26 protein-coding genes are annotated in these 24,690 nt (G+C 31.1%); 14 read left to right on the forward strand and 12 right to left on the reverse strand.

The genetic code is table 11. The annotated features are described in order from the left end of the window. The first annotated feature begins 32 nt into the window (after positions 1 to 32). The 6 genes from VK164_RS12260 (at position 33) to VK164_RS12285 (ending at position 7,904) form a co-directional block, all read left to right on the forward strand. Positions 33 to 2,234, forward strand: a complete 2,202-nt coding sequence (locus VK164_RS12260; RefSeq protein WP_324209629.1) for a TonB-dependent receptor — start codon at positions 33 to 35, stop codon at positions 2,232 to 2,234. A 49-nt stretch (positions 2,235 to 2,283) separates the two neighbouring features. Continuing rightward, complete coding sequence (gene rmuC, locus VK164_RS12265) at positions 2,284 to 3,654, forward strand: DNA recombination protein RmuC (protein WP_324209630.1); 1,371 nt, start codon at positions 2,284 to 2,286, stop codon at positions 3,652 to 3,654. A gap of 12 nt (positions 3,655 to 3,666) precedes the next feature. Next, on the forward strand, positions 3,667 to 3,825 hold the full coding sequence (locus tag VK164_RS12270; protein WP_324209631.1) for a hypothetical protein: 159 nt from the start codon (positions 3,667 to 3,669) through the stop codon (positions 3,823 to 3,825). Positions 3,826 to 4,044: 219 nt separating this feature from the next. Then, positions 4,045 to 4,602 (forward strand): acyl-CoA thioesterase, encoded by a 558-nt coding sequence (locus tag VK164_RS12275; protein WP_324209632.1) that lies wholly within the window; start codon positions 4,045 to 4,047, stop codon positions 4,600 to 4,602. Positions 4,603 to 4,679: 77 nt separating this feature from the next. Then, positions 4,680 to 5,813: a hypothetical protein gene (locus VK164_RS12280; protein WP_324209633.1), complete on the forward strand. Its 1,134-nt coding sequence runs from the start codon at positions 4,680 to 4,682 to the stop codon at positions 5,811 to 5,813. Positions 5,814 to 5,852: 39 nt separating this feature from the next. Beyond that, positions 5,853 to 7,904, forward strand: coding sequence for an FG-GAP-like repeat-containing protein (locus tag VK164_RS12285; RefSeq protein WP_324209634.1), 2,052 nt, complete (start codon positions 5,853 to 5,855; stop codon positions 7,902 to 7,904). 38 nt (positions 7,905 to 7,942) lie between these two features. Here the strand turns inward: VK164_RS12285 and VK164_RS12290 are convergent, their stop codons facing one another. Genes VK164_RS12290 through VK164_RS12305 form a run of 4 tightly spaced genes read right to left on the reverse strand, consistent with a single transcriptional unit; the run spans position 7,943 to position 10,532 of the window. Further along, positions 7,943 to 8,839 carry a DUF5777 family beta-barrel protein gene (locus VK164_RS12290; RefSeq protein ID WP_324209635.1) on the reverse strand — a complete coding sequence of 299 codons (897 nt, stop codon included), beginning with the start codon at positions 8,837 to 8,839 and terminating at the stop codon, positions 7,943 to 7,945. An 8-nt stretch (positions 8,840 to 8,847) separates the two neighbouring features. Beyond that, the gene (locus VK164_RS12295) at positions 8,848 to 9,624 is read right to left on the reverse strand and encodes a T9SS type A sorting domain-containing protein (RefSeq protein ID WP_324209636.1); all 777 of its coding nucleotides are present in this window, start codon (positions 9,622 to 9,624) and stop codon (positions 8,848 to 8,850) included. Between the two features lie 6 nt (positions 9,625 to 9,630). Then, positions 9,631 to 10,143: an ankyrin repeat domain-containing protein gene (locus VK164_RS12300; protein WP_324209637.1), complete on the reverse strand. Its 513-nt coding sequence runs from the start codon at positions 10,141 to 10,143 to the stop codon at positions 9,631 to 9,633. Positions 10,144 to 10,145: 2 nt separating this feature from the next. Continuing rightward, entirely contained in the window at positions 10,146 to 10,532 is a 387-nt protein-coding gene (locus tag VK164_RS12305) for an OB-fold protein (RefSeq protein ID WP_324209638.1), read from the reverse strand. A gap of 71 nt (positions 10,533 to 10,603) precedes the next feature. Between VK164_RS12305 and VK164_RS12310 the strand changes: the two genes are divergently transcribed. The 4 genes from VK164_RS12310 (at position 10,604) to VK164_RS12325 (ending at position 12,939) form a co-directional block, all read left to right on the forward strand. Further along, positions 10,604 to 10,966 (forward strand): c-type cytochrome, encoded by a 363-nt coding sequence (locus VK164_RS12310; RefSeq protein WP_324209639.1) that lies wholly within the window; start codon positions 10,604 to 10,606, stop codon positions 10,964 to 10,966. An 11-nt stretch (positions 10,967 to 10,977) separates the two neighbouring features. Beyond that, on the forward strand, positions 10,978 to 11,517 hold the full coding sequence (locus tag VK164_RS12315) for a YceI family protein (RefSeq protein WP_324209640.1): 540 nt from the start codon (positions 10,978 to 10,980) through the stop codon (positions 11,515 to 11,517). Positions 11,518 to 11,555: 38 nt separating this feature from the next. Next, positions 11,556 to 12,227: a hypothetical protein gene (locus VK164_RS12320; protein ID WP_324209641.1), complete on the forward strand. Its 672-nt coding sequence runs from the start codon at positions 11,556 to 11,558 to the stop codon at positions 12,225 to 12,227. A gap of 295 nt (positions 12,228 to 12,522) precedes the next feature. Then, positions 12,523 to 12,939: a hypothetical protein gene (locus tag VK164_RS12325; RefSeq protein WP_324209642.1), complete on the forward strand. Its 417-nt coding sequence runs from the start codon at positions 12,523 to 12,525 to the stop codon at positions 12,937 to 12,939. Positions 12,940 to 13,041: 102 nt separating this feature from the next. Here VK164_RS12325 and carB read toward each other — a convergent pair whose 3' ends face one another. Both carB and rpmH read right to left on the reverse strand, forming a co-directional pair. After that, on the reverse strand, positions 13,042 to 15,897 hold the full coding sequence (carB, locus tag VK164_RS12330) for a carbamoyl-phosphate synthase large subunit (RefSeq protein WP_324209643.1): 2,856 nt from the start codon (positions 15,895 to 15,897) through the stop codon (positions 13,042 to 13,044). Positions 15,898 to 16,069: 172 nt separating this feature from the next. Beyond that, positions 16,070 to 16,231 (reverse strand): 50S ribosomal protein L34, encoded by a 162-nt coding sequence (gene rpmH / locus VK164_RS12335; RefSeq protein WP_007136275.1) that lies wholly within the window; start codon positions 16,229 to 16,231, stop codon positions 16,070 to 16,072. Positions 16,232 to 16,399: 168 nt separating this feature from the next. Between rpmH and VK164_RS12340 the strand changes: the two genes are divergently transcribed. Next, a complete protein-coding gene (locus tag VK164_RS12340) occupies positions 16,400 to 16,915 on the forward strand; it encodes a DUF2892 domain-containing protein (protein WP_166236672.1) in 516 nt (171 codons plus the stop codon). Between the two features lie 138 nt (positions 16,916 to 17,053). Next, positions 17,054 to 17,752, forward strand: a complete 699-nt coding sequence (locus VK164_RS12345) for a TlpA family protein disulfide reductase (protein WP_324209644.1) — start codon at positions 17,054 to 17,056, stop codon at positions 17,750 to 17,752. A 108-nt stretch (positions 17,753 to 17,860) separates the two neighbouring features. Here the strand turns inward: VK164_RS12345 and VK164_RS12350 are convergent, their stop codons facing one another. From VK164_RS12350 to VK164_RS12360, 3 genes are read right to left on the reverse strand one after another with little or no spacing between them, the layout of a single operon-like run. After that, positions 17,861 to 18,229, reverse strand: coding sequence for a sulfite exporter TauE/SafE family protein (locus VK164_RS12350; RefSeq protein ID WP_324209737.1), 369 nt, complete (start codon positions 18,227 to 18,229; stop codon positions 17,861 to 17,863). 9 nt (positions 18,230 to 18,238) lie between these two features. Next, positions 18,239 to 19,117 (reverse strand): lytic transglycosylase domain-containing protein, encoded by an 879-nt coding sequence (locus tag VK164_RS12355; RefSeq protein ID WP_324209645.1) that lies wholly within the window; start codon positions 19,115 to 19,117, stop codon positions 18,239 to 18,241. A gap of 14 nt (positions 19,118 to 19,131) precedes the next feature. Continuing rightward, positions 19,132 to 19,791 (reverse strand): alpha/beta hydrolase, encoded by a 660-nt coding sequence (locus tag VK164_RS12360; protein ID WP_324209646.1) that lies wholly within the window; start codon positions 19,789 to 19,791, stop codon positions 19,132 to 19,134. Between the two features lie 51 nt (positions 19,792 to 19,842). Between VK164_RS12360 and VK164_RS12365 the strand changes: the two genes are divergently transcribed. After that, on the forward strand, positions 19,843 to 20,124 hold the full coding sequence (locus tag VK164_RS12365; RefSeq protein WP_324209647.1) for an N-acetyltransferase: 282 nt from the start codon (positions 19,843 to 19,845) through the stop codon (positions 20,122 to 20,124). Positions 20,125 to 20,178: 54 nt separating this feature from the next. On the opposite strand, the gene mtaB is transcribed toward VK164_RS12365, so the two are convergent. The 3 genes from mtaB to VK164_RS12380 all read right to left on the reverse strand — a co-directional run bounded on the left by mtaB (position 20,179) and on the right by VK164_RS12380 (position 23,932). Next, on the reverse strand, positions 20,179 to 21,507 hold the full coding sequence (mtaB, locus tag VK164_RS12370) for a tRNA (N(6)-L-threonylcarbamoyladenosine(37)-C(2))-methylthiotransferase MtaB (protein ID WP_324209648.1): 1,329 nt from the start codon (positions 21,505 to 21,507) through the stop codon (positions 20,179 to 20,181). A gap of 879 nt (positions 21,508 to 22,386) precedes the next feature. Next, entirely contained in the window at positions 22,387 to 23,562 is a 1,176-nt protein-coding gene (locus VK164_RS12375; protein WP_324209649.1) for a GlmU family protein, read from the reverse strand. A gap of 118 nt (positions 23,563 to 23,680) precedes the next feature. Continuing rightward, positions 23,681 to 23,932 (reverse strand): type B 50S ribosomal protein L31, encoded by a 252-nt coding sequence (locus tag VK164_RS12380; RefSeq protein WP_129433046.1) that lies wholly within the window; start codon positions 23,930 to 23,932, stop codon positions 23,681 to 23,683. A 227-nt stretch (positions 23,933 to 24,159) separates the two neighbouring features. Between VK164_RS12380 and VK164_RS12385 the strand changes: the two genes are divergently transcribed. Then, complete coding sequence (locus tag VK164_RS12385) at positions 24,160 to 24,687, forward strand: DUF4199 domain-containing protein (RefSeq protein WP_324209650.1); 528 nt, start codon at positions 24,160 to 24,162, stop codon at positions 24,685 to 24,687. Positions 24,688 to 24,690 lie beyond the last annotated feature (3 nt).

Below are 24,690 nucleotides of genomic sequence, written 5' to 3' on the forward strand. Positions count from 1 at the left end.
AATATCTTTGTCTTCTTTAAATCAAAAAACAAATGAAATTCTTTTATACCTTAACTTTTGTAGTTTTATCAACATTGGTTCAAGCACAAACTTCTAAAGGGAAAATTATAAATTTGGAAGGAATTGCAATTTCTGATGCTTACATTCAAAACATACAAAACAAATCACATGCTCACTCTAATTATAAAGGCGAATTCAATTTAGAAAATTCAAAAATAGGTGACAGTATTAGTATTTCTCATAAAAATTTTGAACAGATTAAAACTATTATTATTGAAACTGGGATTTATAGTTTAAATGCAAAAGAAATAAGCCTAAAAGAAGTTATCATCACAAATGAATTAAATCATTTACAGGAGATTTCAAAAATAGATTTAAAAACAAATCCAGTAAATTCTCCACAAGAATTATTACGAATTGTTCCAGGTTTATTCATAGGACAACATGCTGGTGGAGGAAAAGCTGAGCAAATTTTTTTACGCGGTTTTGACATTGATCACGGTACCGATATTGCTATCAATGTTGACGGAGTTCCTGTAAATATGGTTTCCCATGGACATGGTCAAGGGTATGCAGATTTACACTTTTTGCAACCCGAAACTGTTGATAATATCGATTTTGACAAAGGTTCTTGTTTTGCCAATAAAGGAAATTTAGCCACTGCAGGTTATGTTGATTTCACCACAAAAGACCGAATCAAGCACGATGAAATAGCATTAGAAATCGGACAGTTTAATACACAACGTATTCGAGGAATGTTCAATTTATTAGCATCAGATAAAGAAAGTTTGTATTTTTCTGGTTCCTATTTACAAACCGATAGTTACTTTGATTCTCCACAAAATTTTAATCGTACCAATCTTTTTTCAAAATATACATTGTATAACGAATCTTCGAAATTATCTTTTTCGGTATTTCATTTTGATAGCAAATGGAATGCTTCAGGGCAAATTCCACAAAGAGCTGTTGATCAAGGATTAATTGGAAGATTTGGAGCTATAGATGATACTGAAGGCGGTAATACAAGTCGAAGTATTATAAATTTCAAACACGATAAACAATTGTCTGAAAATTCAAGTTTAAAAACCAATGCATATGTTTCATTATATGATTTCGAATTGTATTCTAACTTTACTTTTTTCTTAGAAGACCCTATCAATGGCGACCAAATTAGACAAAAAGAAAAACGAACTACTTTCGGATTGAATTCAGAATTTGACAAACACACTTCTATCAAAAATACACCTTTTAACTATCAATTAGGAATAGGTTTACGACAAGATAAAGTAGATGATATTGAACTTTCTCACACTGCCAATCGAGTTACAACATTGGAAAACATTATGCTTGGCGATGTTAATGAAACGAATTTATCAGGTTATGGAAATTCAGAATTCAAATTCGATAAACTGATAGTTAATGCTGGACTTCGTTATGATTATTTTAAATTTGATTATTATGATAAATTAAGTCCAACCTATTCTAACAAAGCTGTAAACAAAGGAATTTTAAGTCCAAAATTGAATTTTCTATATCAATACAATAATAAACTTCAACTATTTTTAAAATCGGGAAAAGGTTTTCACAGTAACGATACTCGTGTAAATGTAGCTAATGGTGGACGAAAAACATTACCCGCTTCATATGGTTCTGACTTAGGGTTTATATGGAAACCAACACCCAAATTAATTTTCAATTCCGCAGTTTGGTATTTGTTTTTGGAACAAGAATTTGTGTACGTTGGCGATGCAGGAATTGTAGAACCAAGTGAAAAAACGGCTCGCAAAGGAATAGATTTTGGTTTGCGTTATCAGTTTACAGATTGGTTGTTCTTAAATGCAGATTACACCTTCACTGATGCCAAAAGCACAGAAGAACAAAATGGAAATGATTATATTCCGTTAGCACCAAAAAATACTTTTATGGGAAGTTTAAGTGTAATTAAAAATCGCTTTTCGGGTTCATTTAAAAGTCGTTTTTTAGGCGATAGACCTGCGAATGAAGATTATTCCTTAACTGCAAAAGGTTATTTTGTTTCCGATTTGAATTTGAATTATGCATTTAAAAATTTCACTGCCGGAATTTTAATTGAAAACATCTTTAATACCAAATGGAACGAAACCCAATTTGAAACCGAATCACAACTGCAAAGTGAAAGTGCTTCTGTTACCGAAATTCATTTTACACCAGGAACGCCATTTAATTTTAGAGCGGTTTTGAGTTATAAATTTTAATTATTCCGAAAAATAGTAGTACTTTTAACTTCAGATATTTAAACCATTTATGCCAGAATCAATGCTTATTTTAGTTACGTTTATTGTTGCACTTGCCATTGGAATTTTCCTTGGAAAGTTGCTATTTACTGCCAAATCACAATCTGAAAAATCAGGCTTAGAAGAACGAATCAATGGTTTTTTAGGTCAAATAGACCAATTGAAAATCCAGTTTCAAACCGAAAAAATTCAGTTTGAAAAATCGCTTTTACAGCTTTCTTCCGAAAAAGAAAACCTTCAAAAAGAGAAAGAATCGTTAGCCATTCAATTGGCAAAAAAAGAAAATGATTTTGAAAATCTTTGGGAACGCAATAAAGAACAAAAACAAGAAGTAGAACAACTTCAAGAGAAATTTACCAAAGAATTCGAAAATTTAGCCAATAAAATTTTAGAAGAAAAAACGGTAAAATTCACCGAGCAAAACAAAGAAAATCTTAAAAATATTCTTTCTCCTTTGCAAGATAGAATTCAACTTTTTGAAAAGAAAGTCGAAGATACGCACAAAGAAAGTATCGATTATCACGCAGCGTTACGCCAACAAATTTTGGGACTTCGCGAAATGAACGAACAAATGAGTAAGGAAACCATCAATTTAACCAAAGCCTTAAAAGGCGATAGCAAAATGCAAGGAAATTGGGGTGAATTGGTGTTAGAACGCGTTTTAGAAAAGTCAGGATTAGAAAAAGATAGAGAATATTTCGTTCAACAAAGTCACACTACCGAAGATGGAAATCGTGTTTTTCCAGACGTTATAATCAATCTTCCAGATGGTAAAAAAATGATTATCGATTCAAAAGTAACGCTTACAGCATATGAACGCTACATAAATGAAGAAGATGACAATCAGAAAAATCAGCATTTAAAAGAACACGTAGTTTCGATAAATCGTCATGTTGAACAATTGGGTAACAAAAATTATCAGGATTTATACCACATGGAAAGTCCCGATTTTGTCTTGTTGTTTATCCCTATTGAGTCGGCTTTTGCTATTGCTTTAAATGAAGATACAACCTTGTACAACAAAGCTTTTGAGAAGAATATTGTAATTGTTACGCCTTCTACGCTATTGGCTACTTTACGCACGATTGATAGCATGTGGACGAATCAAAAACAGCAAGAAAATGCGATTGAAATTGCACGTCAGGCTGGTGCTTTGTATGATAAATTTGAAGGTTTTGTTGGCGATTTAATTAAAATTGGTAAAAAAATGGACGAAGCCAAAATTGAATATGGTAACGCCATGAACAAATTAGTTGACGGAAAAGGAAACCTAATAACAAGTGTTGAAAAGTTAAAGAAAATGGGCGCTAAAGCCAAAAAAGCATTACCCGAATCGGTTTTAAAAAGAGCAGAAAACGAAGAAAATACACTAACAGAATAAAATAATTAACAAATGAATACAGCAAGAAAAATTTTGGTTTACTTCATATTAGCAGTAACCATCGGTTTGGTCAGTTATACTTTATTTATATACAATTTCACAATAAGTGATGGCGTTAGAAGTGGTGTTTTGTCTAAATTTAGCAACAAAGGAATTATTTTTAAAACATGAGAAGGAGAACTAAATGAAGGTTTTGGTGCTACACGATTTTTTCCATTTTCTGTTCAAGATAATGAAGAAAAAGTAATTGAAGATTTAAAAAAATATCAAGGACAATATGTGAAATTGGAATACAAAGAACGCATCAAAACATTACCTTGGTGGGGCGATACACATTATTTTATTGTAAAAGTGACACCAGAACAATCTCCATATTTTAATAGTAAATAAATGAATACCGCAAACACTGTAGCTGCTTCAAAAATAACCCTTTCGGAACTTATGTTACCTTCTCACTCAAATTTTAGCGGGAAAATTCATGGCGGTTATTTACTTAAATTAATGGATCAAATAGCTTTTGCTTGTGCCTCAAAATATTCTGGTTGCTATTGTGTAACCGCTTCAGTTGATACTGTTGATTTCTTAAATCCAGTAGAGATTGGGGAATTAGTAACTTTAAAAGCATCAGTAAATTATGTAGGAAAAACTTCTATGGTTGTTGGTATTAGAGTTACTTCCGAACATATTCAAACTGGAAAAATAAAACATTGTAACTCGAGTTATTTTACAATGGTTGCAAAAGATGAAATGGGTAATAATGTAAAAGTTCCTAAATTGATTTTATCAAATATGGAAGAAGTGCGCCGTTTTTATGATAGCATTAATCGCATTGAAAATAAAAAGAAATATAAAGAGTTAGAAATGACTTTTGATTACAAATCTAATGAAGCATTGAAAAACTTAGAAAATTATAATGTTGTTATTTCTGAAATATTCAGAAAAGAATAAGTCAAATCAAAAAAAACCTTGCTATTTTAAAAAAAAAGTTATATTTGTTAGAACAAAAACAACAAATCTCTAACTATATGACAAAAAAATACACTTTATTTTCAATTATTGGTATTTTTCTTTTAATTATTGTTGCCTGTACAAATGACAATGATGATGAATATACACCTGTATCTCCTGTCGTAGTTGACTTAACAACTATACCCTACGAAAAACTTTCTGACTATCATTTTTTTGAAGGAGAAATGAAAAATCAAATTCCTTCATTAGACGTATTACCATACGAGCCTGCCTCTCCATTATTTACTGATTATGCGCATAAAAAACGATTTGTTTGGATGCCAAAAGGAGTAAAAGCAACTTACAATGGAGATGGACAAATTTTAGAACTCCCAGTAGGTGCCGCTATAATAAAAACTTTTTACTACGATAAAGTTCAACCATCAAATACCACCAAAATAATTGAAACTAGAATAATGATTAGAAAATCTAGTGGTTGGATATTTGCCGATTATGTTTGGAATACAGAACAAACGGAAGCCTATTTAGATATGGATGGAAGCAATGTTAGTATTGATTACAAAGACGAAAATGATGTTTTACATAGTGTCCCAAATTATAGAATACCAAACGAAGTACAATGCATCACATGTCATAAAGCAAGACAAACTATAAACAGTGTAGCCGTTGATGTTAATATTCCGATCGGGATAAAACCACAAAATATAAATTTTGAATATAATTATGGCACTGAAACTAAAAACCAATTGACAAAATGGATTGAAGTAGGTTATCTACAAAATAATTTTAGTTTACCTTCAGCGAACAATACCACAATAGATTATACAGATACTTCAAAACCTCTAGAAGCTAGAGTTAGATCTTATTTAGACATAAATTGTGCTCATTGTCACCAAGACAATAGGCATTGTGACTACAGACCAATGCGATTTGCTTTTGCAGAAACAGGAGATTTAGTAAATGGCTTAACAAATATGGGAGTTTGCGTTAACACACAAGATATGCAAGATTTTTCTCCTGCATTAAGTAAAATTGTATCTCCAGGAAATATTAACCGTTCAATGTTATATTACAGACTAAACACTACAAATGAAAATTATCGAATGCCATTACATGGTAGAACTGTAATTCACACTGAAGGCGTTGCATTAATTGAACAATGGATAAATTCACTACAACCTTGTCAATAATAATCTACCATTATAACTAACTACTATAAAAACTAACCCATGAAAAAAATTACATTAATTACTGTCCTCTCTTTGATTGGACATTTTGCAAAAGCTCAAGATACTTGTGCTTCTGCTTCACCAATTACTACTGCAGGACTATATATTGTATCTGCAGTAAATGGAACACAAGTTCCATCACCAATTTGTGCCGATAATGGAGCTATCACAAATGGCACTCCTGCAGGAGAATGGTATGCTTATACTCCATCAAGTAACTATACGGTTACTGTAACAACTAACATTGTACAAAATACACCTAAAGTTGACACTCGTTTTCATGTATATACTGGAACTTGCGGAAGCTTAACTTGCTATTCTGGTGATGATGATTCTGGCGCAAACTATTCATCTGTTGCTACCTTTAATGTTACTGCAAATACAACTTATATCATTGCTTGGGATAACAAATGGACATCTAGTGGATTTACATTTCAGTTAATTGAAGCACCTATTGTTATTCCTCCACCAACACCTATTACATATACTACACAAACTGTTAGTACAATAAATAGTGCATACAATATTTGTGTGGCAGATATGAACGGTGATGGCAAAGATGATATTGCTGGTGTTAGTTCAAACAACTTAAGAATTCATTATCAAGGAACAACACCTGGAACATTTTCTGTTTCAGATTTTCCAATAACTGGCACAAGCATGATGCCAACATGGAGTATGGCCGCAGGTGACACTAATAAAGATGGTTTTAATGATTTAGTTTTAGGAAATGGAAGTGGTCTTTCTGTTTGGAGATCTAACAGTACAGGAACTGCTTATTCAAATTTTACTCCTGGTCAATATATTTTCTGTCAAAGAACTAATTTTGCAGATCTTAATAACGATGGGAATCTAGACGTTTTTTCATGTCATGATATTGCTCCAAATTGTTATTACTTAAATGATGGTGCAAATAATTTAACATTTTATCAATCTACCGTAACACCTGGCGCAATGAACTTTGGTACAATTGGTGGTAATTATGCAACTTTATTCACAGATTTTGACAATGATGGTGATTCAGATGTATTTGTTTCAAAATGTTCTGGTCCACCTTGTGAACTTCATAGAAATGATGGAGCTGGTGTTTACACAGATATCTCGGCTATAGCACAAATTAATGTAACTCCTATTCAAACTTGGTCTTCAGCAATTGCAGATTTTGACAATGATGGGGATATGGATATTATTATTACAGCTAGTGCTGGTTTACACAAATATTTCAGAAATAATCTTGATACAACTAATAGCACAGAAGAGGCATATACAGATATTACTGCAGGTTCTGGTTGGGATACAAACACATCAACTAACATTGATAATGTAGCTTATGATTTTGACAATAACGGGTATGTAGATGTACTAGCTGGTGGAAACAAAATTATGTTTAACCAAGGAAATAGCACATTTTTACCAGTTAGCTATAGCGGAATTAGCGTTGGAGCAATTGGAGATTTAAACAATGATGGTTTTTTAGACATCCAAAATGGTAGCACAATTCGTTATGCTATTCCAAATTCAAACAACTGGATAAAAGTATTATTAAAAGGGATTCAAAGTAATAGCAACGGAATTGGTGCTAGAGTTGAAATTTATGGCTCTTGGGGAAAACAAATTAGAGATATAAGAAGTGGTGAAGGATTCAAATATATGAGTTCACTTAATGCACATTTTGGAATTGGAACTGCAACAACTGTAACACAAGTAGTTATTATATGGCCATCTGGAACTGTAGATGTAATCAATAATCCTAGTGCTAATCAATCGTTAACAGTTATTGAAGGTTCTAGTCCATTAAGTTTAGTAAATAATGGTGACGCCTCTATCATTTTATATCCAAATCCAGCAACTGATATATTAACTATTTCTAACATTGAAAGTTTAATGATTAAAAAAGTAAGCGTTATTTCAACTATAGGGAAAGTAATTAAAACTGTTCCTCTAAATAACAATAGTTTTAGCATCGCTGACTTAGCAGAAGGATTATATATTCTAACAATAGAGACAGAAGATGGTAAAAAATATTCTGAAAGTTTTATAAAGAAAAATTAAATCCAATAAAAAAAACCGAGCTAAGCTCGGTTTTTTTATTAAAACACTCTTATCAAATTAAACCCAAAAGCAAATTCTCCTTTCCCCCAATCTCCAATTGTTTGCCCGAGATAACCTGTTTCGTGCATGGCATTTGCGTTTGTAAAATGCATTTGAAAAACATGTCCTCCTGTTTCTAAATCAAAACCAATTGATAAAGGATTTTTATAGACTGATTCGCTTGCTCTATTTAAATGCGCTGCATAATCTATATTTACAGACCAACGATTTGTTAACTTATATCGCCCACCTAATCCTAAAGCAAATTGCGTATTATCCTGAGGATTTGGAGAAATCACGACATTATTTTCATCTAAAATATCTCGCAAAGTATTTTCATGAAATATACTCGGAGCAATTTCAAACGAAAATTTATCAGAAAACTTTCTAGAAATTAATATTTGGGTAACATAACTTAATCGGTTATCAAATTTTAACTTTGGATAATCTTCCTCTTTCATTTCTGAATTAATCGCTAAGCTATTGTACCCAACAATTGTTACAGGAAATCCATTTTCTTTTTGAGAATACAGTCTATATTTTACACCTAAATCATATGTCTCTTGAAACCCACTTCTTGCTAGATGCACAGTTAACCAATCTTTAACACCATATAAAAACTTAATTTGTGTATTTGCATTATCTAGTCCAAAAAAATCATCAAACCCTTTATCTACAAATCCAAATCTATGCGCTACAACAAAATAAAAATCACCTTTAGATGCTAACTTTGTAGATTCTAAATTTATAATTTTCAGCGACTTAAAAGCAGATTCTACTGTTACATCGGTAGCTGTTGTATCAATTTCGTTTAACAAATCATCTTGCGCATGCATCGTTAGTGGAAATGCAATTAATATCAATGCTTTCCACATGCTTTTTTTTACAAATAACATATTTAAATTTAATTTACAATTACTTTTTTCCAAAATTTTTCTGTGTCATTCTGAAGTTCTAATAAATATACTCCAGATTCCAAACCTGAAATATTGACTTCAACATTCTCAGAATTTTCTTCAACTTCAATAGTTTTTACAAAAGCTCCAGTAATTGTAAATACATTAACTTTATTCAAATAAGTTTTAGTTGTAATTGTGAAATCTCCATCATTTGGATTTGGATACAATTGAGAATCTTTTAAAGAAAAACTTTCAGTTCCTAAAGTGAATGTTCTATCTAATAGAACACCTCTGTTTGTACCTCCGTGATTTGCTAAACTATATGAAGCCGAACCACTTCTTGCCCATGCTAAATCTATACTTGTATTAGCAAAAACGAATGTAAAATCATTTACATCTCCAGTATTGAAAGCTCTAGTAGCTACAATTGTTCGTAATCCAGAACTTGGAGTATTATTTAAATTTGAAGTTACTGTCCAATTATTTGTTACATCATTAGAAGGCGTAACACCAACTCCATTATGTCTTGCATCAACCAAAGTAACATTATTCCAGTATACTAAATCTGCCCCTGATTCCATACCTCCAGCGAATGATCCAAATTGCAATGCAAACCATCGATCGTTTGGGCCAGTTAATGTGAGCGTTGCAAGTGATGTTCCACTATCAAGTAATAGAGTTGCCGACATGTTTGTTGACAAAGTAACAAGTCCTGTCGATTTTTGCTGAGCATTTGCAAATGCCGCAATCAGTACTAACAATAAAGTAATTTTGTTTTTCATAGCTAATTATTTTAATAGATTAATAATTTCATCATTTTTAGTGTAAACAGCATATTCAAAAGCTGATTTACCTTCTTTATCCAACAATAATTTATTGGCCTTATATTCTAATAACAATTTTACAATGGATACATTTTTAAATTGAACAGCATACATTAAAGCCGAAATTCCTAATTCGTTAGTTAAATCTGTATTTGCACCTTCCTTTAATAATAATTGAACCATAGCCAAATTACCTTTCACTGTAGCCGCCATTAAAGCAGTACCTTCTGGCGAAACATAATTAATATTAGCATTAGCCTCTAAGAGAAAACTAACAATGTCAAAATTTCCACTATAACAAGCAATTATTAATGGGGAAAATCCATGTAAATTAATTTCATTTACAGTATTTGGTTGTTCTGTTAACCACTTTTGTGCTTCTTCCACAGTTCCTTTTCGAGCAATAGTAAAAATTGTGTTTTCTTGTGAAAAACAGTCAAAAGCAGTAAAAAATAAAATCAATAAAAAGTACTTCATTATTACTCAATTACAGAACATTCATCCATTTTAAATTCTTCTAATAAATCATCATAGCCTATAAATCTACCCTTCATCTTTATGGAATCATTTTGTTTTAATTTCAAATTAGCATCCTTTATAACTGCTGATAATGATGTATCTATCATTAGCATCTTATTCGATAAATCCATGCTGGTTATTTTTCCGTATATTATAATAGTTTTATCCAAATATTTAGCATTTGCAATACTATCATTTTTTAAATAATCATGTTTTAAATCTATAACCGACACAACAAACGATTCCTCTTCATTAGCGATATTTCTATGTTCCTTATAAATATAATTATACAATAAAATTCCACTAAAAATTATAAAAAACCCAAAAATTAACAATTTTTTTTTCATTACTTTTATTTTACTACAAATTTAATTATTTATTTTTAACTTTATAAAATATTATTCTTTTTACAAATGCTATGAAAAACAAAACTAATTTATTCATTTTATCAGGATTTATAGCTTTTAGCAGCTGTACATCAGATAGTGTTTCCGATTTAGGCGAACCATCTAACCTAAGCGAAGTTACCTACACAACTACTGTAAAATCAATTATTGATAACAATTGTATTGTTTGTCACGGAAACTCTCCTACAAATGGAGCTCCGATGTCTTTAACTACATACGAGAATGTCAAAGATGCGGTTTTAACACGTAATCTATTAGATAGAATTTCTAGAGCTGAAGGAGCATCTGGAGCTATGCCGCTTGGAGGACCAAGACTACCTCAAAATGACATCAATGCTATATCCGAATGGATTGATGCTAATTTTCCACAATAAAAAATTTAACTATGAAAATCAAACTATTCCTTTTAATATTTTTTTGTGGTTGTTCAATAATAGCTCAAGAAAAGATACTTACAAAAAGTGGTACAATTACTTTTGAAGCCTCAGTTCCTGCTTTTGAAGAAGTAAAAGCAAAAAATACAGGAGCATCATGTGTATTAAATACTAAAACAGGAGAAATTGCTTCATTAGCACTAATGAAAGGATTCAAATTTAAAATTGCTCTTATGGAGGAACACTTTAATGAGAATTATGTTGAAAGTGCAAAATACCCAAAAGCAACATTTAAAGGTAAAATTGAAAATTTTGATTATTCAAAAGTAACAACTTCCTCACAAAACTATACTTTAAAAGGGAAGCTAGAACTTCATGGAAAATCAAAAGACATATCTGTTATTGCTAAAATCAAAAAAACAAGTGAAGGTTTAGAAATAATTTCTAATTTTTCAGTTAATAGTGATGACTTTGGAATTGAAATTCCTAACGTTGTCAGTAAAAAAGTTTCAAAAAAAGTAAATGTTTCTTTAGATTTTTTACTGAAGTAAAATATTTTATTACATTTACGAAACAAAAATATATTCAAATGAAAAAAATAACAAAAATCGCATTCGCTTTTTTATTACTTGCGGGTGTCACTATGAATGCTCAAACTGCATTAAAAAAAGGTTCAGTAACTTATAAAATGAGCATGTCAGGAAACGACGAAGCAGCTGCAATGATGGGCGAAAGCACTATATCTATTCACTTTGACGAAAAAACTCAAGCTACCGACATGAATATGATGAGTGGAATGATGCTTATGAAAACTATCACTCCAATAGGTAATCTTAAAGACGCTAAAATGACCATTGAAGTAATGGGAATGAAATATGAAATTATTGAAGTAGGTGAAGAAGCTTTAAAAGCTAATAAAGGTTTAGGTGATCTAGAAAATGCTCTTGAAGTTACATATGACAAAAAAGACACTAAAGAAATTGCAGGCTTTAAATGTTACAAAGCAACTGTAAAAATGAATGACGGAACATCAAGTGTTTTTTATATTACAGACGCTATTGCTCCTCAGCAATCTGTAAAAGAAACTAAAGTAAAACTAGCTGGATATCCTCTAGAAATAAAAGTAGCAACAGAACAAGGAGATATGACTATGACAGCTACTTCTTTCTCTAAAGAGTTACCAAAAGATTGTTTTACTATAGGTGAAGGATATACAAAAGTAACTATGGAAGAGTTTCAAAAGCAAATGGGAGGTATGTAATACTGAGATTGTTTATACACATAAAAAAAGCGCTGATTTCTCAGCGCTTTTTTTATGTGTATAAAAGATAAAATTTCATATCATCAAATTCATTCATTGCTTCACTTACTTTAAAATAATAATTTTTACTTAAAAAGCCGTAAAACTTTAACAAAATGTACAGAAAATCTGTAACGCGCATAATACATCTTTTCCTACATTTGACTAAAATAAAGCACAAAATAAATATCCCAAATTTAGGTTGTTATTTTTTTTAATAATAACAATCGCATGAAACGTTGCAAATAAAAACTCTATGGAGCTGGATGTAAGAAGAATTGATTTATTGAGCAATTGGCAAAAACACTTTACGCTAATTTTAGGTAAAGCTTTTTTAAGAGAAAGAAATAAGAATGGAGAATTAGTAACCGAATTACTTCTATCTTCTACTCTGTTTGATAACATAATGATGTCTAACTATAATTTTAAAGATTTAGACAAGAATAGTGTAATATATAAATATTGTACTACAAGAGATAAAGATGGGAATTGCTGGGCAGAAAACAAAGAAGAAGAATGTGAAAGAATTGAAGAATTATACCTACAACTGATAAATATTAAAGATAATATAGATTTTGATTTATTACTAGCCGAATATGAAGAAATACTTAAAATATGCCAATCAGCAATTAATAACAATAATAAACTCTTTTTGATTATAGATAGTTACTAATTAAACACTACTAAATTCAATACAATTAAATTTCGTTTTGTAAACTATGGGGGCTTGGTTTACAAATAAAAATCCCAATCTTTTGATTGGGATTTTCTTTAATTATTTTGTCAAATACATTTTTCTTCTCGAATATAAATCATAGAATTGATCATCTTTTAAATCATCTATAAATAAGATACTTTCTCCTGTTGATTTCATTTCTGGTCCTAATGCTTTATTTACATTTGGAAATTTACTAAAAGAGAAAACTGGTTGCTTAATCGCATAACCTTTTAACTGTGGATTAAATGCAAAATCCGTTACCTTATTTTTACCTAACATAACTTTAGTTGCATAATTTACATAGGGCTCACCATAAGCCTTTGCTATAAATGGAACGGTACGAGAAGCTCTTGGATTCGCTTCAATAATATAAACCGTATCGTCTTTTATCGCAAACTGAATATTGATTAAACCTACAGTTTGTAAAGCTCTTGCGATTTTTTCCGTGTGGTCTTTGATTTGCTGCATTACAAATTCGCCCAAGTTAAACGGAGGCAAAGTCGCGTTACTATCGCCTGAGTGAACTCCACAAGGCTCAATGTGCTCCATAATTCCTATGATGTACACATTTCCGTCAGCATCACAAATGGCGTCTGCTTCTGCCTCTATTGCACCATCTAAATAATGGTCTAACAATAATTTATTTCCAGGAATCGATTTTAATAAATCAATTACGTGCTCTTCTAATTCTTGTTTGTTGATGACAATTTTCATGCCTTGTCCACCTAACACATACGAAGGACGCACTAGTAATGGGAAGTCTAACGTATCTGCCAATTTTGAAGCTTCTTCTGCACTTTCTGCAATTCCAAACTTAGGGAATGGAATATTTAATTCGGTTAACAAATCTGAGAATCGACCTCTATCTTCTGCTAAATCCAAAGCATCGAATGAAGTTCCTAATATTTTAATTCCGTATTTAGCTAATTTCTCTGCTAATTTCAAGGCTGTTTGTCCACCCAACTGAACGATTACACCTTCTGGTTTTTCGTGTTGGATGATATCATAAATATGTTCCCAAAAAACAGGCTCAAAATACAATTTATCTGCCGTATCAAAATCGGTAGAAACCGTTTCTGGATTACAGTTAATCATGATAGTTTCGTAACCACATTCTTTCGCAGCTAAAACTCCATGAACACAAGAGTAATCAAACTCAATTCCTTGTCCAATTCTATTTGGTCCTGAACCTAAAACTACTACTTTTTTCTTATCGGTTACAATACTTTCATTGTGAACGTATTTGGTTCCGTCTGCTTTTTCAATTTCAGCCTCAAAAGTCGAGTAGAAATAAGGCGTTACCGCTTTAAATTCTGCCGCACACGTATCTACTAATTTGTAAACACGTCTAATATTTTGCTCTTCACGTAATTTATGTACTTGACTTTCCAAACAACCCATCATGTGCGCAATTTGACGGTCTCCGTACCCTTTTTGTTTTGCTTCTAACAGCAATTCTCTTGGTAACGTATCAACCTTATAATTCGAAATTTCTCTTTCTAAATGGAATAATTCTTCATATTGTTTTAAGAACCACATGTCGATTTTTGTAATCTCGTGAATTCTGCTTAATGGAATTCCCATCGCGATAGCATCATAGATTACGAAAACTCTGTCCCAACTTGCGAAAGTTAATTTTTCAATGATTTGTTCGTAGTTTTTATAACCTTTACCATCTGCTCCTAACCCATTTCGTTTAATTTCTAACGACTGAGTAGCTTTATGAAGCGCTTCTTGGAACGAACGCCCTATTCCCATAACTTCTCCAACCGATTTCATTTGAAGCCCTAACGTTCTATCAGAACCCTCAAATTTATCGAAGTTCCATCTTGGTATTTTTACGATTACATAATCTAACGTTGGTTCAAATAGAGCCGAAGTTGATTTTGTAATTTGATTTTGTAATTCATCTAAATTATATCCTAAAGCTAGTTTCGTTGCAATTTTAGCAATTGGATAACCTGTTGCTTTTGAAGCTAATGCAGAAGAACGCGATACACGAGGATTAATCTCGATAGCTACAATATCCTCTTTATCATCAGGTGAAACTGCGAATTGTACGTTACAACCTCCAGCAAAATTTCCGATAGAGCGCATCATTAAAATCGCCATATCACGCATTTTTTGGAATGTTGTATCTGATAAAGTCATCGCAGGCGCTACTGTAATCGAATCTCCAGTATGAATTCCCATTGGATCCATATTTTCAATCGTACAAATAATAACTACGTTGTCGTTACTATCGCGTAATAATTCTAATTCATATTCTTTCCAGCCCATTAAAGCTTTATCTATCAAAACTTCATGAATTGGTGATGCTTCTAAGCCATAAGTTAACGCCGCATCGAAATCTTCTTTTTTATAAATAATTGCTGCTCCGGTTCCCCCTAAAGTAAACGAAGGGCGAATTACTAATGGAAAGCCAAATTCCTGTTCTATTTCTTTTCCCTTTAAGAAAGAATTAGCAGTTTTAGCTGGCGCTTGAGGAACTCCAATTTTATTTAATAAATTTTTAAATTGCTCTCTATCCTCTGTAATATTGATGGCATTGATATCAACCCCAATTAATTTCACCCCAAAATCTTTCCAAATTCCTTTTTCATCAGCTTCAATACAAAGATTCAAAGCTGTTTGTCCACCCATTGTTGGCAAAACAGCATCAATTTGTGGGTGTGCTTTTAGAATTTCGATGATTGATTTTGTGGTAAGTGGTTTTAAGTAAACATGATCAGCCATGGTTGGGTCCGTCATGATAGTTGCAGGATTTGAGTTAATTAAGATAACTTCAATTCCTTCCTCACGAAGTGAACGAGCCGATTGAGATCCTGCGTAGTCAAATTCGCAAGCTTGACCAATAACGATAGGTCCTGATCCAATAATTAATACCGATTTGATTGTTGTGTCTTTAGGCATTGTATGTTGTTTTGTTGTTGTAGGTTGTAGTTATATTGTGATTATAAAATTACTAATTTTCAAAGAGTTGCATCGAAACAAGCTTTAAAACTTATTCAAATTTTATAAACAGTTTAAAAAAAAGCCGTTACTAATAAAAGTAACGGCTGATATATTGTTTTAAGCTAAAACATTATTTTTTGTGTCTTGGTTCGCAAGAAACAGTTAATTTATGTCTTCCTTTAGCTCTTCTACGAGCAAGCACTTTTCTTCCATTAGCAGAAGCCATTCTATCCATGAAACCGTGCTTATTTCTTCTTTTTCTTTTTGATGGTTGAAACGTTCTCTTACTCATTGCTAGTATCTTTTAAAATCTATAATAAAAATCTTTTTAAAACTCTAAGGTTTTTCATCTCCTGAAAACCGAGTGCAAATATACAAAGACTTTTTTCATTCGCAAGTACTTTTTTAAAAATATTTTTAATTGATTTTATTACCTTTGCATCCAACAAAAAATAATAATATGTTTCACAAAAATATCAAATTAGTTTTAGCTGCTTTAATTATAGCTTTCGGAATTTATCAGTTCACAGAAAATAATATTGGAAATGGTATCTTCTTATTATTATTCTCAACGATATTTATTTTCTTATATTTTAAAAATGAGTTTATTTTATTAGCCTTTTTAAAATTAAGAAAACAAGATTTTCCTGGAGCTCAAAAATGGCTTGCACATATTAAAAATCCAGAAGCTGCTTTAGTAAAGAAACAGCAGGGTTATTTTAATTATTTACATGGTTTAATGGTTTCTCAAACCAATTTAAACGAAGCTGAGCGCTATTTCAAAAAAGCAATTGCTTTAGGCTTGTCAATGGATCAAGATTTAGCGCTAGCAAAATTGCAGTTAGCTGGAATCGCTATGACTCGAAGAAGAAAATTAGAAGCAACAAACTTATTAAACGAGGCAAAAAAATTAGACAAGCAAAACATGCTTAAAGATCAAATAAAAATGATGAAAGACCAAATGAAAAAAATGTAACTGATTTATTTTCAATACAAAAAGCACTCATATTGAGTGCTTTTTTTGTTAATCAACGATTTTTTTGCTTGTTTTAACGAGTTTTTAATCGTTAACTAATTAGTTTTCATAGCTTTATATAGAAGAAAAAGAAAGGCTATGAAAAAACTATACTTACTTCCGCTATTTATATTTTATTCGCTCACTAGTTTAGCTACTAAAGACACCATTGTTCCTTTTTCATCAGCTGTTAAAAAAAACATTAAAAACTTTATTAGTTACAGCAACAAAGCATACAATAAAAGAGACTACGAAAAAGCCACTTATTTGTATGATTCTTTAGTAAATTATACGTTAATTGGAACTCAATTTGATGATTTTTCTTTTAAAAGAATTGGGAAAAAGAAACTACAATTAAGCACAATCAAAATTCCAACACTTATTTTCACCTATGCATCTTGGTGTGTTATGGAAAAAGGAGAAATTCCAGCGTTAAATAAAATGGCATTAGATTATAAAGGAAAAATAAAAATAATTGTTCTTTTTTGGAACAAGAAAAAAGATATGAAAAAGATTGCTCGCAAGTTCAATTCACAAATTGAAGTTTGCTATGCTCACGAAAGTTACACAAATGACTGTACAACCATTAAATTATTAAAGAAAACGTTTGGGTTTCCTACTTCTTATTATATAGATGCCAACAGAACTGTAGTTAACATCAAAAAAAGAATTGTAAAACCAGACTATAAAACTACTTTTAATATTTCCTACGAAAATTGTTTAGCCGTATTGAATGAAGATATAAACACATTGCTTGTTTCAAACAGTTTAAATGAATCAAGACTTGCAACACATTAATTATTTGTCCACATAGAAAAACAGTCTATAATTGAGACTTATTTTATTATGTTTTCATCGTCTCAACATTTTTTTAATTACAATTCGATTGCACTTCTATGTGGATTTTTATTTCTCTAAAAGCATTTTTCCTGCAATTAATAAAAGAACTACACCAAATATTTTCTTTAACATTTTTTGATCAATGTTGATCGCTAACTTACTTCCGAAATAACCACCAATTACAAAAAAAACCGCAATTATTGCAGCATAACGCCAATCTATATATCCTTCTTTATAGTAATTATAAACAGCAATCGCGGTTACTGGAACTACCAAAACAGCTAAACTTGTTCCTTGTGCTTGATGTTGTGAAAAACCCAAAAACAAAACCAGCATTGGCACCATAACAACACCTCCACCTACTCCAACCAATCCACTTAAAATTCCTGCCATAATTCCAATTATGACAAGCGACAAAATAGTATGTAAGGTCATTGTTTTCATTTATTTTGAATATCCTTCTGTTGGAATTTCGATTTCATATTGTTTTCCAGACGTAACTGTTAATTTTTTATCACGCAACCAAGGATTATGAATTTTTAAAATTTTATAATTTACCCCTTGCGTTTTTGCAAAGCTTGCCAAATCTGTAATTGTTGAATCTACAACTACTTTTTTTGTTGGGATATTATAATACAAAGCTTCTTTAGGAATTGAAAAACCATATTTTTCAGAATTTTTCATTATTTCTTTTAAAGCTAAAATTCTAAACACATAACGAGACGTTTCTTCTGTCAATAATAAATCATAATAATTATCAACTTGTTGTTCCTCCATTTTGCTTTTTATACCTCCTATTCCTCCATTGTAAGAAGCCGCAGCAAGTGTCCAAGAACCAAATTTTTCTTTAGCAGTTACTAAATATTTACAAGCCGCTTCGGTTGATTTTTCCAAATGATAACGTTCATCAACTTGTTCGCTTACTTCCATTCCTTTTTCTTTTGCTGTTGAAGGCATAAATTGCCACACACCTCTTGCTCCTGCTGGAGAAACTGCATTTACTAAACTACTTTCTATTACTGCCAAATATTTAAAATCATCTGGTACCCCATATTTTGCCAAAATGGGTTCAATAATTGGAAATACTTTATTAGCACGTTTGATTACTAAAGTGGTATTTGTATGATAATTCATATTGGTAATCATTTCTTTATCTAAGCGCTCTTGTACATCAGCCATAAAAGTAGGAACTTCTTCTCCCGCAAAATCCATACTCAAATTATATCCTACGGGGGAAAATTTTGCTTTATCTGAGACTACTCCATAAATCAAGAAACTTGCTAAAACAGCAACCAATCCCATTACTATTATTTTCTTCTTCATATACTTTTTCATTTTTACTTTAGTATTATCTTAGGTAAATTTTCATTCAACCATTTGAATTTATTAATTATCATAATATGAGTTCCTCCTTTAACCACTATACAATTTTGAATATGCTTTATTGGAAAAACCTCATCAGCATCACCATGAATATGAATTACTGATTCGTTGATTTCTTTTTGATTCCAGCACAATATAGTTTCTATAGCCCAATCTAAATATTTTTTATCCCGAACAGATAAGTATTTTTCGTACAACTTCAATCGTTTAGCCACAATATTATCTCCAAAAGCATATTTAACCAATTTTTCTATATCTGCCAAAAGTTGGGTTGGAATTAACTTATATGCTTTTGTAGCTCTCGCAACCTTAAACCTTGGCGGGAATTCGGTATTAGACTTTACACTTGAAATTATAATTACCTTTTGTGTTTTTATGATTTTTGCAATTTCTTGTACCAAAACACCTCCAAATGAAACCCCCACTAAAACTGGGCTTTCATGCGTTATTTTTTCTGTCATTCGAAGTGCATAACTCTCAATACTTTCTTTTTCATTAGGCAAAAACCATTCCAGAAAAAACATTTCAAACTCATCTTCGGGCAATTTTATATTTTCAAAAATAGATGGACTTGCTGCTAAACCAGGCATAAAATAAATTGGAATTCTGTTCATTACCACAATGTTAAAAAAGTTTTGTAAATTTGCACTATAATTGAAGTTATCATGGAAATCAAAGATAATGAACTTTTAAGACAATTTGAAATTATTACAGAAACTGGTTTGATTGCTATTGAATACTCTATTCAAGAACGCAAGTTGTTTTTAACCAAGTTTTGTGCTAACAGCAATGAGGACGAAGAGTTACAAAATGAGTTTATTAAAAATGTTTTAGTAATTGCTGAAGAACGAAAATTAAAAGTGGTGCCTACGCATGCAAAATTTGTAAGTTTCTTCAGAAAAAACAGAAAATACCGAGAACTTTTACCTCCTGGAATTATGATTTAATCCTCTCTAGGAAAAAGAAAAATCCCAAGCTTAATTTTAGACTTGGGATTTTTTTTATGCCTCTATATTTGCAAATTCCATTCTTACACTTCCGTCTTCGTCTATTTTTGTTAATTGAATATCATGCAATGTATTGACTAATTCTGGATTCCATGGCGTTTTTACTTTTACGTAATTTTCTGTAAATCCATGAATATAACCTTCTTTGTTTTCACTTTCAAATAAAACTTTTCTATTAGTTCCTATTTGACTTTCATAAAACGCTCTTCTTTTCTTAACCGAAAGTCCGCGTAGCATTTTACTTCTTTTTGAACGCACATTGGCTGGCACTACTCCATCCATTTCTACCGCTTCTGTATTATCTCTTTCTGAATACGTAAAAACGTGTAAATACGAAATATCTAAATCATTCAAAAAATGATACGTTTCTAAGAAATGGTCATCAGTTTCACCTGGAAATCCTACAATAACATCTACTCCAATACAAGCATGCGGCATTACTTCACGAATTTTAGCAACACGTTCTGTATAAACTTCACGCAAATAACGACGTTTCATTTTTTTCAAAATATCGTTTGAACCCGATTGTAAAGGAATGTGAAAATGCGGCACAAATGTGCGACTTTGCGATACAAATTCAATCGTTTCGTTTTTTAACAAATTAGGTTCAATAGAAGAAATTCGTAAACGCTCAATTCCTTCTACTTCATCTAGTGATTTTACTAAATCCAAGAAAGTGTGTTCGTGTTTTTTATTTCCGAATTCTCCTTTTCCGTAATCACCAATATTTACACCAGTAAGAACTATCTCTTTGATGCCTTGTTCCGAAATTTCTTTGGCATTTTTCAATACATTTTCCAAAGCATCACTTCTAGAAATTCCTCTAGCCAATGGAATGGTACAATATGTACATTTATAATCGCAACCATCTTGCACTTTTAAAAACGCACGAGTTCTGTCGCCAATTGAATAACTTCCTACATAGAAATCGGCTTCTTCGATTTCGCAGGAATGCACTTCACCCATGTCGTTTTTCGACAAATCATTAATATAATCAGTGATTTTAAATTTTTCTGTGGCTCCTAAAACCAAATCCACGCCATCAACAGAAGCTAATTCTTCAGGCTTTAATTGTGCATAACAACCAACAGCTGCAACAAATGCTTTTTCATTTAGCTTCATTGCTTTTTTGACAATTTGCTTGAATTGTTTATCTGCATTATCTGTAACCGAACACGTATTAATTACATAAATATCTGCGATTTCTTCAAAATCTACACGTTCAAAACCTTCATTTTGAAAATCACGTGCAATAGTAGACGTTTCTGAGAAGTTCAATTTGCATCCTAAAGTGTAGAATGCGACTTTTTTCTTGTTTTCCATAAGTAAAACTCAATTAATGAAATCGTTGTCAAAAAATTGAGGTTGCAAATTTACAGACAAAATTTTACAAATAAAACTAGAACCATATAAAAAAAGAAAGGCTTGACAAATGTCAAGCCTTTCAAAAATTCTTAAATTCCCCCTACAGAACTAAAAATCCTTTTCTAATGCTGTAAAAGTAGAAAAAATGTAATAGGAAGGTTAATGCTTTTTAATAAGTGTATTGATTTTTGGAATAAGTGTATTTGATTTTAGAATAGTCATCTTTTTATCAGAATAATACAAAAAAGAAAAGGCTTAGATAATCTAAGCCTTTTAAAATTTTAAATCCCCCCTACTGGACTAAAAATCCTTTTCTGATATTGTAAAAGTATATAATATAAATTTATGTCTTTAGCGCTTTTTAATAACTAGCACTTTTAAGGGAATAAGTGTTATAATATTAGAATAACTATAGTTTAAAAGTTTCTGTTTCTTGATTGATTTTATAAAAAGCGAAAGGCTTGACAAATGCCAAGCCTTTCAAAAATTCTTAAATTCCCCCTACAGAACTAAAAATCCTTTTCTAATGGTGTAAAATTAGAAAAAATGCATTTGGAAGGTTAGTGCTTTTTAATAAGTGTATCAATTTTTGGAATAAGTGTAATAAAATTCAGAATAAGTATGTATTCATTTTAATTACAATTAAGTATTGTCATAAAAAAAGGCTTAAAAAATGTCAAGCCTTTTAAAAATTCTTAAATTCCCCCTACAGAACTAAAAATCCTTTTCTAATGATGTAAAAGTAGAAAAAATGTAATAGGAAGGTTAATGCTTTTTAATAAGTGTCTCCATTTTTAGAATAAGTGTTTCAGAATTATACACTTGTGTCTTTTTTAATCATTCTTTTCTGTATTTCTTAGTTTCTTCAAAAACATGTTCTAGAATATTTGCATCTTGCTCTGAAAATTCAACATTTCTACGCGACATAACTATTTTAGCCGTTTGAAAAGCTTTATTAGTTAAATAAGTAGTAAATCCTGAAGCACCTCCCCAAGAAAAACTCGGCACAAAATTCCTTGGAAATCCAGCTCCAAAAATATTAGCAGAAACACCAACGACAGTTCCTGTATTAAACATTGTGTTGATTCCGCATTTACTATGATCTCCCATCATTAATCCACAAAATTGCAATCCAGTCTTTGCAAAGCCTTCAGTTTCATAGCTCCACAAACGAACTTCTTCATAATTATTTTTCAGATTAGAATTATTAGAATCTGCTCCAATGTTACACCATTCACCTAAAACAGAATTCCCTAAAAACCCATCATGTCCTTTATTAGAATAACCAAATAAAACTGAATTATTTACCTCACCACCAATTACAGAATGTGGCCCCACAGTTGTGGCTCCATATACTTTGGTTGCCAACTTTACTCTTCCTGATTCACATAAAGCAAATGGACCTCTAATTACTGATCCTTCCATTATTTCGGCATTTTTTCCAATATAAATTGGGCCTGTAGAAGCGTTTAAAGTTACAAATTCTAATTTTGCTCCTTCCTCAATGAAAATATATTCTGGAGCAATTACATTAACCGATTTAGGAATAGATTGAGAAATTCTATCTTCAGTAAGTAAATCAAAATCTTCTCGCAAAGCAGCATCATTTTTCGAAAAAATATCCCATGTATTTTCTATTCGTAAAATATCACCTTCATATTCTATCAAATCATATTCATCAAAATCAACTTCATCTTGTGTATCATTTGTATAAAAAGCGACAATTTCCTCTCCAAAAACAACTGCTTGATTGATCTCTAAGTTTTGAATCATTTCAACCAATATTGGATTTGGCAAAAATGATGCATTAATCATTATATTTTGTTCCATTTCAACCATTGGATATTTTTCCATCAAATACTCTTCTGTTAAAGTAGTTGTGGTAGTACCAAGATATTTTTCCCATTTTTCACGAATAGTTAATATTCCTATACGAATATCTGCTACTGGTCGTGTAAATGTAAAAGGTAGTAAGGCATTGCGAACCGTTCCGTCAAAAAGTATATAGTTCATTATGTTGAATTGTTAAAGTGATGAATTGTTTAAAACAATACTCAAAAGTAGGAAGATTTAGGCAATAAAAAAAGCCTCACCAAAGTGAAGCTTTTCTATATTTTGAAAATTCAAGCTATTATTTACTGAATTTAGCGTATTTGTTTTTGAATTTATCGATACGACCTGCAGTATCGATAAGTTTAGATTTACCTGTGTAAAAAGGGTGAGAAGTTCTAGAAATCTCCATTTTAAATACTGGATATTCAACACCTTCGTGCATAATTGTTTCTTTAGTTTCTACTGTAGATTTAGTAATAAAAACATCTTCATTTGACATGTCTTTAAATGCTACTAATCTGTAATTTTCTGGATGAATACCTTTTTTCATTTTGTAAATCTTTTATTAAGCGATTATAATTTGTTCCGCGGCTTTATACTTATAAAGGTGTAAACATTTTATAACCTTTTGGTTTATAAACTTTTTATTTGAGTGTGCAAAATTACATTTAATTTTTAATTTACCAATGTTTATGTGACTTTTTTTTATTTTTTATCACTACATAGAGTAACGATAAGAATTCTTATATTTGTAAATTAATTAAACCAAAACAAACTATGAACGAAATTATTAAAAAAAACGGAATTAACTTTGGTATTATTACTGGAGTTATTAGTGTATTAATCACAAGTGCGATATACATTATTGATTTAGAATTAATGACTAAGTGGTGGTTAGGACTATCAATTTTAGGATTATACATAGTAATTGGTTGTATACTTTTAGTAAAAACAAAAAAAGCTTTAGGTGGTTATATGAGTTTTAAAGAAGGTTTTACAACCTATTTTATTTCTGCAGTAATTGGTATCGCAATCTCTGTGATATTTAATATTCTTTTATATAATGTTATCGATCCTGAAGCAGCAATAAGACTTAAAGAATTAACCTTAGAATCAACTGTTGAAATGATGAAAAAATTTGGTTCCCCTAGTGCGGCAATTAAAGAAACAGTTGAAAAAATGAAAGACTACAATCAATTTTCTGCTGTTGAACAATTAAAAGGAAGTATTTGGAGCATTGTTGGCTCTGCAATTTTCGGATTAATTTTAGCTGCCATTTTTAAAAGAGACAAACCTGTATTTTAAATA

Source organism: Flavobacterium sp. (assembly GCF_035299005.1).
GTDB lineage: Bacteria > Bacteroidota > Bacteroidia > Flavobacteriales > Flavobacteriaceae > Flavobacterium.

Coding starts and splice junctions, on each gene's coding strand:
- VK164_RS12260 (WP_324209629.1), top strand. CDS start 33: ATGAAATTCTTTTATACCTTAACTTTTGTAGTTTTATCAACATTGGTT.
- rmuC (WP_324209630.1), top strand. CDS start 2,284: ATGCCAGAATCAATGCTTATTTTAGTTACGTTTATTGTTGCACTTGCC.
- VK164_RS12270 (WP_324209631.1), top strand. CDS start 3,667: ATGAATACAGCAAGAAAAATTTTGGTTTACTTCATATTAGCAGTAACC.
- VK164_RS12275 (WP_324209632.1), top strand. CDS start 4,045: ATGAATACCGCAAACACTGTAGCTGCTTCAAAAATAACCCTTTCGGAA.
- VK164_RS12280 (WP_324209633.1), top strand. CDS start 4,680: ATGACAAAAAAATACACTTTATTTTCAATTATTGGTATTTTTCTTTTA.
- VK164_RS12285 (WP_324209634.1), top strand. CDS start 5,853: ATGAAAAAAATTACATTAATTACTGTCCTCTCTTTGATTGGACATTTT.
- VK164_RS12290 (WP_324209635.1), bottom strand. CDS start 8,839: ATGTTATTTGTAAAAAAAAGCATGTGGAAAGCATTGATATTAATTGCA.
- VK164_RS12295 (WP_324209636.1), bottom strand. CDS start 9,624: ATGAAAAACAAAATTACTTTATTGTTAGTACTGATTGCGGCATTTGCA.
- VK164_RS12300 (WP_324209637.1), bottom strand. CDS start 10,143: ATGAAGTACTTTTTATTGATTTTATTTTTTACTGCTTTTGACTGTTTT.
- VK164_RS12305 (WP_324209638.1), bottom strand. CDS start 10,532: ATGAAAAAAAAATTGTTAATTTTTGGGTTTTTTATAATTTTTAGTGGA.
- VK164_RS12310 (WP_324209639.1), top strand. CDS start 10,604: ATGAAAAACAAAACTAATTTATTCATTTTATCAGGATTTATAGCTTTT.
- VK164_RS12315 (WP_324209640.1), top strand. CDS start 10,978: ATGAAAATCAAACTATTCCTTTTAATATTTTTTTGTGGTTGTTCAATA.
- VK164_RS12320 (WP_324209641.1), top strand. CDS start 11,556: ATGAAAAAAATAACAAAAATCGCATTCGCTTTTTTATTACTTGCGGGT.
- VK164_RS12325 (WP_324209642.1), top strand. CDS start 12,523: ATGGAGCTGGATGTAAGAAGAATTGATTTATTGAGCAATTGGCAAAAA.
- carB (WP_324209643.1), bottom strand. CDS start 15,897: ATGCCTAAAGACACAACAATCAAATCGGTATTAATTATTGGATCAGGA.
- rpmH (WP_007136275.1), bottom strand. CDS start 16,231: ATGAGTAAGAGAACGTTTCAACCATCAAAAAGAAAAAGAAGAAATAAG.
- VK164_RS12340 (WP_166236672.1), top strand. CDS start 16,400: ATGTTTCACAAAAATATCAAATTAGTTTTAGCTGCTTTAATTATAGCT.
- VK164_RS12345 (WP_324209644.1), top strand. CDS start 17,054: ATGAAAAAACTATACTTACTTCCGCTATTTATATTTTATTCGCTCACT.
- VK164_RS12350 (WP_324209737.1), bottom strand. CDS start 18,229: ATGACCTTACATACTATTTTGTCGCTTGTCATAATTGGAATTATGGCA.
- VK164_RS12355 (WP_324209645.1), bottom strand. CDS start 19,117: ATGAAGAAGAAAATAATAGTAATGGGATTGGTTGCTGTTTTAGCAAGT.
- VK164_RS12360 (WP_324209646.1), bottom strand. CDS start 19,791: ATGAACAGAATTCCAATTTATTTTATGCCTGGTTTAGCAGCAAGTCCA.
- VK164_RS12365 (WP_324209647.1), top strand. CDS start 19,843: ATGGAAATCAAAGATAATGAACTTTTAAGACAATTTGAAATTATTACA.
- mtaB (WP_324209648.1), bottom strand. CDS start 21,507: ATGGAAAACAAGAAAAAAGTCGCATTCTACACTTTAGGATGCAAATTG.
- VK164_RS12375 (WP_324209649.1), bottom strand. CDS start 23,562: ATGAACTATATACTTTTTGACGGAACGGTTCGCAATGCCTTACTACCT.
- VK164_RS12380 (WP_129433046.1), bottom strand. CDS start 23,932: ATGAAAAAAGGTATTCATCCAGAAAATTACAGATTAGTAGCATTTAAA.
- VK164_RS12385 (WP_324209650.1), top strand. CDS start 24,160: ATGAACGAAATTATTAAAAAAAACGGAATTAACTTTGGTATTATTACT.